The 9,921-nt window shown below is 67.5% G+C and carries 9 protein-coding genes; 1 reads left to right on the forward strand and 8 read right to left on the reverse strand.

Annotated features, from left to right (window positions below; genetic code table 11):
• Positions 1–196: 196 nt before the first annotated feature.
• From ABD209_RS15985 to ABD209_RS16020, 8 genes are all read right to left on the reverse strand, one after another.
• Positions 197–1,819 (reverse strand): glycoside hydrolase family 66 protein, encoded by a 1,623-nt coding sequence (locus ABD209_RS15985; protein WP_344067987.1) that lies wholly within the window; start codon positions 1,817–1,819, stop codon positions 197–199.
• A 112-nt stretch (positions 1,820–1,931) separates the two neighbouring features.
• Positions 1,932–2,855 carry a carbohydrate ABC transporter permease gene (locus ABD209_RS15990; protein WP_344067989.1) on the reverse strand — a complete coding sequence of 308 codons (924 nt, stop codon included), beginning with the start codon at positions 2,853–2,855 and terminating at the stop codon, positions 1,932–1,934.
• Positions 2,852–3,835 carry a carbohydrate ABC transporter permease gene (locus ABD209_RS15995; protein WP_344067991.1) on the reverse strand — a complete coding sequence of 328 codons (984 nt, stop codon included), beginning with the start codon at positions 3,833–3,835 and terminating at the stop codon, positions 2,852–2,854. The genes ABD209_RS15990 and ABD209_RS15995 overlap by 4 nt, the downstream gene beginning before the upstream one ends.
• A gap of 94 nt (positions 3,836–3,929) precedes the next feature.
• On the reverse strand, positions 3,930–5,243 hold the full coding sequence (locus ABD209_RS16000) for an ABC transporter substrate-binding protein (RefSeq protein ID WP_344067993.1): 1,314 nt from the start codon (positions 5,241–5,243) through the stop codon (positions 3,930–3,932).
• A 239-nt stretch (positions 5,244–5,482) separates the two neighbouring features.
• Positions 5,483–6,970: an aminopeptidase P family protein gene (locus ABD209_RS16005; protein WP_344067995.1), complete on the reverse strand. Its 1,488-nt coding sequence runs from the start codon at positions 6,968–6,970 to the stop codon at positions 5,483–5,485.
• A gap of 41 nt (positions 6,971–7,011) precedes the next feature.
• On the reverse strand, positions 7,012–7,533 hold the full coding sequence (locus ABD209_RS16010; protein WP_344067997.1) for a MaoC family dehydratase: 522 nt from the start codon (positions 7,531–7,533) through the stop codon (positions 7,012–7,014).
• A gap of 132 nt (positions 7,534–7,665) precedes the next feature.
• Positions 7,666–8,799 carry a hypothetical protein gene (locus tag ABD209_RS16015; protein WP_344067999.1) on the reverse strand — a complete coding sequence of 378 codons (1,134 nt, stop codon included), beginning with the start codon at positions 8,797–8,799 and terminating at the stop codon, positions 7,666–7,668.
• On the reverse strand, positions 8,796–9,302 hold the full coding sequence (locus ABD209_RS16020) for a SigE family RNA polymerase sigma factor (protein ID WP_324387784.1): 507 nt from the start codon (positions 9,300–9,302) through the stop codon (positions 8,796–8,798). Before ABD209_RS16020 ends, ABD209_RS16015 begins: the two co-directional genes overlap by 4 nt.
• A gap of 392 nt (positions 9,303–9,694) precedes the next feature.
• Here ABD209_RS16020 and ABD209_RS16025 point away from each other — a divergent pair, with 392 nt between their 5' ends.
• Entirely contained in the window at positions 9,695–9,853 is a 159-nt protein-coding gene (locus ABD209_RS16025) for a hypothetical protein (protein WP_344068001.1), read from the forward strand.
• Positions 9,854–9,921 lie beyond the last annotated feature (68 nt).

A 9,921-nucleotide genomic window follows, 5' to 3' on the forward strand; every position in this document is an offset into this window, starting at 1 on the left:
CCAGACGTCGCTGCGACGTCATACACGCCATGCTCCGCAACCGCCAGCCCTACCAGCCCCGCACCGCCGCTGCCGCTTGACACCGAACATAGGGACACCCCCCCGGGGACCGCGACCGGGACGCTTCGTCGTTGGCGGGCCGGACTCCAGAGCGGCACGCCCACGATACGGCGGCCCCAGTCGCCGGAACCCCGCGTCAGCGGGTCACGATGTGAATGACCTGCCAGGTGCGCAACGGCGGCAACGGGATCTCGGCGTGCGTGCCGGTCGCCGACTCGATCGGCAGTGGCTCTAGGACTCCGGGGCCGTCGGGGTCCGCCACGCGCACGTCCAATCCAGCGCCGACCCGGCGGACCCGAAGCGTTCCCGACCCCACATCGCCAGGGGGGTCCTGCGGCACATTCCAGCGCAGGTCGGTCACCGCCGACAGATTGATCAGGTGCACCACCAGCCCGTATGCCGTCTGCGTCACCCGCCGCCAGACGTGCCCGGCCAGCGCCGAGCCACTGACAGCAGCCCCGGCAAAGGCGACGTCGACGTCGTCGTTGTAGGCGCCGGCATACGCCCCGGTGACGTCGATGATGCCCGCCGCGAGCAGCAGGTCGTGGTGCGTGACGAGGAAGCTCTGCCAGTCGGCGAGCAGGTCGATCGTCGAGGTCTCGGCGGGGTGATTGCGCACGTAGTAGGGGTCGACGAGCAGGCGGCCGTCCTCGCCGGCGGCGAGGTGCGTGGCCCCGTGGGAGAAGAGGGTCGCCATGGTCAGGCGCAGCGCCTGCTCGGCGCCGCTGACCGCGGCGCTCGCGAAGAGAGCCGGATAGGCCGCGATGACGACTGGCTTCGCCGGGCCCAGGGCGCGGGTGCGCGAGGCGAGCGCGCCCAGGTCGCCCAGGGCGATGTGGGGCTCCCAGACCTCGATGTAGACCGCGTCCTGGGAGGTCCGGGCCGTCGCCCAGGTCGGGAAGTCGTTGACATTGTTGAACACCAGCCGGGCGCGGGGGAGTGCGGCGCGGACGCCCTCGATCAGCGCGCAGAAGCGTTCGGCGAGGTCGACGTGCGTTCCGTCGGGCCGCAGCGCCGCCTTGGGCCAGCCGTACTGGTCGAGGTGGAAGCCGTCGAGCCCCACCACCTCGACCGCGGCGGCCAGGTCGGATGTGAAGTGCGCGAGCCAGTGCGGGTCAGCGGGATCGGTGACCCGGAGAAAGTCCCCCAGCCCGTATGCCGTTCCGGTCGCGTCCAGCAGGGCCGTCGCCTCCCAGCGCGGCCACTCGTCGTTGCCCACGCCGTAGACGGCGGCATAGCCGAGCGCGTCGGCGCCGATGCCGTGGGCGGCGGCGACGATGGCGCGGACGGTGTCGAGGTCGACCGGATTGCCGAGGGCGTCGGCATACTGCTCGCCTCCACCTACCAGGTCGGCGTGGCGGTAGGCCCAGTCGTAGCACTGGATCGCGGTCAGGTGCAGCCGGCGAGCGAAGAGCGCCATGCCCGACACGTCCCGGCCCGGCCGGTAGTCGGCCACGAAGCCGTAGCGCAACACGCTGCCGCGATCGTCCGCCGACAGCACCTGCACCGCCGTCCGCGCGGTCGTGACCCCGGGCGCTGGGGAGTCGACGTCGGGGCGCCACGACACGGCATACGTGCCTGCGGGGAGCGGCCCGAGATCGACCGGACCGGCGGCCAGTTCGGTCCGCACCTCGTCGACCAGTTCGCCGAGCCGGGTGATGATGAGCCTGCCCTTGGCGGCGGGCCCGGGGCCGAGGACCGGCTCGACAACGACCGGCTCGCCGACGGCATACCAACTGCGCGTGGGAACGATCTGCACGGCCCAAAACCCTACCGGGCGAGCCCTCGTTGATGTCGTCAGCTTTCCCGCCAGCAACGGCAACGGCCCCGCCTCCGAAGGGGAGGCGGGGCCGAGGTGGGGCCGGGGGCCGTCAGCCCTTGACGGCGCCGGAGGTCATGCCGCGGATGAAGTACCGCTGCAGGGCCAAGAAGACGAGGATCGGCAAGATGATCGTCACGAAGCCGGCGGCCGGGATCAGTTCGCGACCCTGGCCGGTCTGACCCTGCATACCCTGCAGCGCAACGGTGAGGATGGTGTTCTCACCGCGGCCGAGAAAGATCAGGGCGACCAGCAGGTCGTTCCAGACCCAGAGGAACTGGAAGATCGCGAAGGACGCGAGCGCCGGGGTGCTCATCGGCATGATGAGCTTCCAGAAGGTCGTGAAGTGGCTCGCGCCGTCGATCTTCGCCGACTCGATGACGGCCCGAGGCAGGCCCGCCATATAGTTCCGCAAGATGTAGACGGCCAGCGGCATACCGAAGCCGATGTGCGCCAGCCACACCGCCGGGAAGGTCCCGTTCATGCCCAGGTTGCTGTAGAGCTTGAGCAGCGGCACCAGGGCGACCTGGTTGGGCACAACGAGCAGACCGACGATGATCACGAAGACGATGTCGCGGCCCTTCCACTCCATGAAGGTGAAGGCGTAGGCCGCGAAGGCCGCGATCAGGATCGGGATGATCGTCGCGGGGACGGTCACCACGAGGCTGTTGATGAAGGCCTTGCCCATGTTGACGCCGGAGGCGTTGTCGCCGAGCACCTGGGAGTAGTTGTTCAGGGTCCACTGGGTGGCATCCAGCGGGCTCTTGAACACCGTCCACCAGCCCGAGCTGAACTGGGCATCGCGGGTGCGGAAGGAGCTGATCAGCAGGCCGAGGGTCGGGATCGTCCACAGCAGGCACAAGAAGACCATGAAGGCCTTGACCAGCGGGCTGGCGCTGCCCGCGCCCGTCCCTGGCTTGCTCTGCTTGATGACTTGATCCGGCACACCGGTTCCGGGTTGCACGGTGGTGGTCATCGGGCGGCCTCCTCACGACGGAACTGACGGACCTGGTAGACCAGGACGGGGACGATGGCGATCATCAAGAGCACGACGATGGTCGCGGCGTACCCGTTGTTGCCCGAGGTGAACATCTCGTAGTAGAAGCGCCGGCCGACGACATCGGTGTTGAATGCCCCATTGGTCGTGACATAGACGACGTCGAAGACCTTCATCACGCCGATGAGAACGGTGATGAAGACGGTGATGACCGTGCCCCAGATCTGCGGGACGACGATGGAGAAGAAGATCTTCCGCTCGCCGGCGCCATCGATCCGGCCGGCCTCGATGGTGTCCTCGGGGACCGACTTGATGGCGGCCGAGAGCAGAACCATGGCGTAGCCGACCTGGGTCCAGGTCAAGATGATCATCAGCAGGATGCTGTTGAAGTGCAGCGTGTCCAGTTGATACCAGGAGACCGGGTCCTTGCCGAAGAGCTGCACGATCCCGTTGAGCAGACCGGTCTGCGACTCGCCCACCGGCTGGTAGTCGTAGATCGCGCGCCAGATCGTCGCCGCGCCGACCATGGAGATCGCCATCGGCAAGAAGATGATCGTCTTGCTCAACTTCTCGCCCCGCGGCCGGAGCCGGTCGGCGAGCACGGCGACCCCGAGGCCGAGGACGACGACCGCGGCCGGGACGATGAGGATCCACAGCAGGTTGTTGAGCAGAACCTGGAGGAATTCGCTCTCGGTCAGCAGATCGGTGTAGTTCTTGAACCCGACGTATCCGGTGGAGTCGGCATTGGCCAAGCTGTACTGGATGGTGACCAGCGCGGGGTAGATCAGATAGACCGCGATGGCGAGGATTGCCGGGCCGGCGAAGGCCCAGGGCTTGACCCGGTCCTCCCACTTGCCCTTCAGCGACTCGGACAGCTTGTTGAGGATCCAGAAGAGGAGCATCGCGCCACCGATACCGCCGACGATCGCGATCAATGCGTTGAGAATCTTGAGTGCCAAACCCTTGTCCTTTCTGTGAACGGGGCCGGTTACTGCCGAGAGCCCGGGCGCGCAACCACCGTCAGCGATGGCGCACCCGGGCGCTCGTCAGCGATCAGGACGTGGGCCAGCTCTTGTCGATGTTGTCGAGCATCTGGGTCTCGTCGATCTGGCCGGTGATCCACTTGATCGGCTCGGTCCAGAAGGTGCCGGCGCCGACCTTGGCGGGCATCAGGTCGGACCCGTCGAAGCGGGCGGCCGAGGACTTGTAGAGGACTTCGGAGGCGATCGCCTGGAGGGTCTTGCTCGGGTAGAGGTTGACGTCGAAGGTCTTGTGCGGGCTGAAGTAGCCGGCCTTGCCCACCTCGATGCCGTTGTCCTTGCTGGCGATGAAGTTGCGCAGCTTGATGGTGTTGGCGTCGCCGTTGAAGGCCGCCGCCAGGTCGCCACCGACGAGGACCGGGTTGTTGCCGGCCTCCTTGGGCGGGAAGGCCGCGACGCCGACGGTCGTGTCGAGCTTGGCCAGGACGTTGTCCGGGAAGCCGCCCTTGCCGGCGATGAAGGTGGCCTGCTTGAACAGGTAGCAGCCGGGGGGCTGCTTGAACAGCGCGTTGCCGCCGGTCTGGAAGTTGGTCGAGGCGATGGCCTTGGTGCCGCCGAGGACATTGCCCTCGGTGAAGGCGATGGTGTGGAAGTAGTCGAAGGCCGCCTTGACCTCGGGGCTGTTGAACTTCAGCTCACCCTTGACCCACTTGTCGTAGCCCTCGGGACCGGCGGTGCGCAGGACGAGGTCCTCGATCCAGTCGGTGATCGGCCAGCCGGTCGCGGCTCCGGACTCGGCGGCGATGCACCAGGGGGTGTCGCCCTTGCCCTTGAGTTCGTCGGTGACCTTGAGCAACTCGTCCATGGTCGTCGGGAAGGTCAGGCCGGTCGCCTTCCAGGCGGCCTGGTCGTACCACAGGAGAGACTTGACCGAGACGGCGGACGGCAGGCCGTAGACCTTGCCGTCGCAGGTGCCCGAGGCGGAGAAGCCGGGGACGAGAGTCTCGTTGTCGGTGGCGACAGTGGCGTCGTCATACGCAAGGATCTTGCCCTGCTTGGCGATGTCGCACATCACGCCGGGCTGGGGGAAGAGACCCACGTCGGGCGGGCTGCCACCGGCGATCCGGGTGCGGATCTCGGTGTCCCAGGACCCGGCCTTGGTGTACTTCACCTTGAAGCCGTTCTTCGCCGCGAACGCGTCGAGGTCCTTGTGGAAGGCGGACTCTTGCTCGTTGCCGAAGCCGTACATGACCTCGACCTCGGCCTTGCCGGCGCCGGTGGCGGTGCCGCTGGTGTTGGAAGTGCCGCCGCCGCCGCCAAGGCAACCGGTGGTCGTTGCGACCGCACCGATGGCGATCGCAGCAGTGAGGTAGCGCCTTGCGCCCATAAATGTCTCTCCTTGGATGGTTCTCGCGGGAAGGAACCGTCAAGGCAGGAGCAGCGACGCATTCCCGAGTCGAGGCCTGGGGTTATGGCGCTCAACCGACCGAACGATGCTCTCTTGTTGGACTGTCGTCAAGCATCAGGTCGGGCGTTGCCGAGATTTATACCGGGCCGTGTCCAGATTGTTATGGAAACGCTTACACGCATTCCGACAGGCGGACGGCGGCCACTGCCGGCGGGGTCTCAGCGCGCCTGCACCGAGCGTATCCACGCTTCGACATCGGCACTGGACCGGGGCATTCCGGCGGAGAGGTTCTCGCATCCGTCGGCGGTGATGACGATGTCGTCCTCGATCCGTATGCCGATCCCCCGGAAGCGCTCCGGTGCCAGTTCGTCGTCGGCCTTGAAATAGAGCCCCGGCTCCACCGTCAAAACCATGCCGGGGAGCAGCTCGGCATCCATGTACTCCTCGCGGGTGGCTAGCGCGCAGTCATGGACGTCCAGGCCGAGGTGATGCGAGGTGCCGTGCACCATCCACCGCCGGTGGTATTGCCCGTGCTCCTTGTCCAAGGTGGCCTCGACGTCGATGCCGTCCGGCAGTAGCCCCCAGGCGTGGATGTGCTCGGCGATCACCCGGATCGCGGCCGCGTGGATGTCGCTGAAGGTGTTGCCCGGGCGGGCAGCGGCGATACCCGCCTGTTGCGCGGCATACACGGCGTCGTAGACCTCGCGTTGGGCGTCGGTGAAGGTGCCTGCCACCGGCAGGGTTCGGGTGATGTCGGCCGTATAGAGCGCGTCGACCTCGACGCCGGCGTCGACCAGGATCAACTCGTCTCCGGCGATATCGCCGGTATTCTTGATCCAGTGCAGGGTGTTGGCGTGATCGCCGGCCGCGCAGATCGAGTCGTAGCCGACGCCATTGCCCTGATGGCGCGCGTGCAGGCCGAAGATCCCCTCGACCCAGCGCTCGCCGCGGCCCCTGGCCGCGAGCTGCGGCAACTCGGCGATGATCGCCTCGAAACCCACTTGCGTGGCGTCCACCGCGGCCCGCATCTGCGCGATCTCGTAGTCGTCCTTGACCATCCGTGCGTGCGAGATCGTATGGGCGAGTTCATCGTCGGCCTCTTCCAGGGCCTCCTGGGTGCGGCCTTCCGAGACCCGGCGCTGGTCCAGCTGAGCGGTCAGTTCCCTCTCGGCGTCGCGGACGACACGCACCACCATCGTGGCCGCGTCCTTGGTCGCCGCGTCTAGGAAGTCGTCGAAGTGTCGACCCGCGAGGCCGAGCTCGGCCTCGATGTCGGCGATGCTCGGCCGGGCCCCGACCCAGAACTCGCCATAGCGGGCGTCGCCGAAGAACTCGTCGCTGTCGCGCCCGGCCAGGGGCCGGAAGAACAGGATCGCGTCGTGACCGTCGTCGGTGGGCTCCAGGACGAGCACCGCGTCGGGCTCGCGGTCGGCGCCCAGGCCGGTCAGATAGGCAAAGGCGGTGTGCGGGCGGAAGACGTAGTCGGTGTCATTGCTGCGGACCTTCAGACCGCCGGCCGGTATGACGAGCCGCTCACCCGGGTAGCGCGCAGACAGCGCGGCGCGGCGGGCAGCGGCATACGGCGCAGCGGGGGAGAGTTCGGGTCGGGCGCCGGCGGGCGCGGCCCAACCGGTCGCGACGAACGCACGGAACTCATCGGTGATGGCCCGGGCGCGGTTGTCCGCTTGCTTCTGCTGCTCGCTCACCCGCCCCACGCTACGCGAGAGCAGGTGCGGCAATGGGGGGGTCAGCCGGCCCAGTTCTTGTCGGGCTGAGGAACCGGCCGGCCGGGCTGCTCGCCGCCCCTGGCTTGGAGGTAGCTGTTCTTGGGGACCATCACCTTGCGGCGGAAGGTGCACACGACCTTGCCGTCCTGGTTGTAGCCGATCGTCTCGACGTACACCACACCGCGGTCGTCCTTGGACGTCGACTCCCACTTGTCCAGGACCTTGGTCTCACCGTAGAGCGTGTCCCCGTGGAAGGTCGGGGCCACGTGTCGCAGCGACTCGATCTCCAGGTTGGCGATCGCCTTGCCGCTGATGTCCGGCACCGACATCCCGAGCAGGATCGAGTAGACGTAGTTGCCGACGACGACGTTCTTGCCGAACTGGGTCGTCTCCTCGGCGTAGTGGACGTCCAGGTGCAGCGGGTGGTGGTTCATTGTCAGCAGGCAGAACAGATGGTCGTCGTACTCGGTGACCGTCTTGCCGGGCCAGTGCTTGTAGGTCGCCCCGACCTCGAACTCCTCGTAGCTGCGCCCGAACTGCATGCCTGTCCACTCCTTCGTGTCGGATGAGGCTTCCATCCTTTACCGCCGCCGATGGCGTCGGTAGCCGCGCGGCGGGTGTGGTCGCTCACACGATGCGCGGTGTCTCGGCGCGCATGGTCTGGCCGGTGGCTGTCAGTACTTGGTGACCGTGGTCCGCGCGCCGTCGGGGGCGGTCCATTCGACCTTGGCGAAGGCCGCGCCGCCTGTGGTGCTGGACGCGGTGTAATCGCACCACAGCACCGCCCAGTCCGAGCCGGGGATCTGGACAATCTGCGGCTGCGTGAAGCCGTCGGTGGACCGATTCGGTGTGAGCGCCGGCGCGGTCGAGCCGCTGGGGACGAGCATCCCGAAGAAGCCGTCCATCGGGGAGTCCTTGTCCGCGCCTCGGCCGATCGAGAGCACCGGGTGCTCGGCGGTGGAGAGCCACATCGATGCGTCGCCCCCCGACCCGGAGAAGGTGCCCATGGTGTCGGCGGCGTCCGAAACATACAGGGTGCGGTGGTCCCGGTCGGTCAAGGTGACCGAGGGGACGATCGCGCCGCTCTTGTCGTGCACGACGGCGTCGTGACTCATCCAGAGGATGTCGACAATCGAGTCGATGTCCTTGGGATTCTGGAAGGCGACCGCGAAGGCCTGCCATGGGCTGCCCACCATAGGCGCGCGGTCCGAGATCGACGCGTGATCGCCGTCCGCGGCATACGGCTGGACGACGGTGAACCGTGCCGCGGCTGCCGGCAGCACACCGACAATCGCCTGTATGCCGCCGCCCGTCCCCCAGGTGACCGCATCCGTGGACAGGCCCACGGTGGAGGAGCCGCCGATAGATGTGAGAGCGTCGTTGTCACCGACCGTCGAGAAGGTCAGGTCTTGACCGCCGGGGGCCGGGGTGCGCTGCCAGGTGACGGCGAAGTGATTCGGGCCAGGGATCTCGCTGGGGACGGTCCCCGTGCCGAAAGAGGCATTGAGCGGCTCCATGATCGCGGTCACCTCGGGCGCCAGTGGCGCAGCGGTCGTTGCCGTGGTCCCCATCGGCGGTGCCGGGGTTGCGTTGCGAGAGAAGGCATCCTGCGCGACGAATCCGCCGACGGCGAGCGCCAGAACGACTGCGGTCGCGCCGCTCGCGACGGCGAACCGGCGCCGGCGCAGGGCGCGCCCGCCGGCTGCGGTCAGGGCCGCCGGGTCGAAGGGCGTCAGGTCGGCCTCGCCGAGTTCGCGACGCAGGCGCTCGTCGAGATTGGGGTCGAAACTGGACAGGTCGAGGTTCATCGGGTGCCTCCTTCGGTGGCGGCGTGGGTACGGAGGGCGGCGAGGCCGCGAGAGGCGGCGCTCTTGACGGCGCCGACGGAGATGCCGAGTTGCTCGGCCACCTGGGCCTCGCTCATGTCGGCGTAATGGCGCAGGACGACGATCTTGCGCTGCTGCTCGGGCAGGGTGGCGAGGAGGCGCACGAGGCTGTCGCGGGCGTCTACCGTGCCACTTCCGTCTGGCCGCACACCCTCCGGCAACTCGCCGGAGGCGGTCTCCTTCCCCGTCTTGCGCCAGGTGTCGATGCGCTGGTTGACGATGATCCGGCGCGTGTAGGCCAGCGCGTCGTCGGTGCGAATACGCCCCCACGCGAGATAGGTCTTGAGCAGGGCCTCTTGCACGAGGTCCCGCGCGGCATGCGAATCCCCGGTGAGCGCATAGGCCATGCGCAGCAACGGGGTCTGGGCGGACGACACGAATGCGGTGAACTCCGCATCGCGCGTGGCCTTGGACGGTCCGAACACCTCACCCTCCTTCCTGGGTCATTCTCAGACACGGAGGGTGGCCCCGAAAGGTTGCCTGCTGGCCGGGCCTTGATGTGGCATGTCCCATAAAAGGATGACTGGCGAGGGCGTCCTCCCCATGATGCTCTTGACCCCCGCGAGCGAAGGGGCTCGTCACGGGCTGCTGCTCGGACGATGCGTGCTCCCCGCGTCGCAGGCTGTTGATGCCTGCCCTGGGGAGGTCCGGATGGTGGCGCACACCACACCAACACTCAGGAGGGATGCAGCGTGGGCAAACAAGTTCGGCATCTACCGGCACCACTCGACCGGAGAGCGTCGCGGTGACCGCAGTCGAGGGTCAGACGCTCATCGATGCTCGTTCGGCGGTTTTCGACGGGCAGCATGGATCCTCGGTGCGATCGAATCTGGGCTCGGCACGATTGCCTCCGGAGTACCGGGCTCCCAGTCCGTGGAGCGGCCGGGCCGCCCTGGCGATCGTGATGCTCGGCATCTTCGTCGCGGTCAAGGCCCTTTTCCGGCTCATCCCAAACGAGGGTGTAGTTGTGGTCTGAATCCGCCGGTTTCGAGTAGGGAGCGGGCGATGTAGTTGGTGAGGTTGCGGAAGCCGAGGGCGGAGCCG

Source organism: Nostocoides vanveenii (assembly GCF_039531165.1).
Lineage (GTDB): Bacteria > Actinomycetota > Actinomycetes > Actinomycetales > Dermatophilaceae > Nostocoides_A > Nostocoides_A vanveenii.

Bases quoted from the DNA above. Each gene is read 5' to 3' on its own strand.
- ABD209_RS16010 (WP_344067997.1), bottom strand. From the start codon at position 7,533: ATGCAGTTCGGGCGCAGCTACGAGGAGTTCGAGGTCGGGGCGACCTAC.
- ABD209_RS16000 (WP_344067993.1), bottom strand. From the start codon at position 5,243: ATGGGCGCAAGGCGCTACCTCACTGCTGCGATCGCCATCGGTGCGGTC.
- ABD209_RS15990 (WP_344067989.1), bottom strand. From the start codon at position 2,855: ATGACCACCACCGTGCAACCCGGAACCGGTGTGCCGGATCAAGTCATC.
- ABD209_RS16015 (WP_344067999.1), bottom strand. From the start codon at position 8,799: ATGAACCTCGACCTGTCCAGTTTCGACCCCAATCTCGACGAGCGCCTG.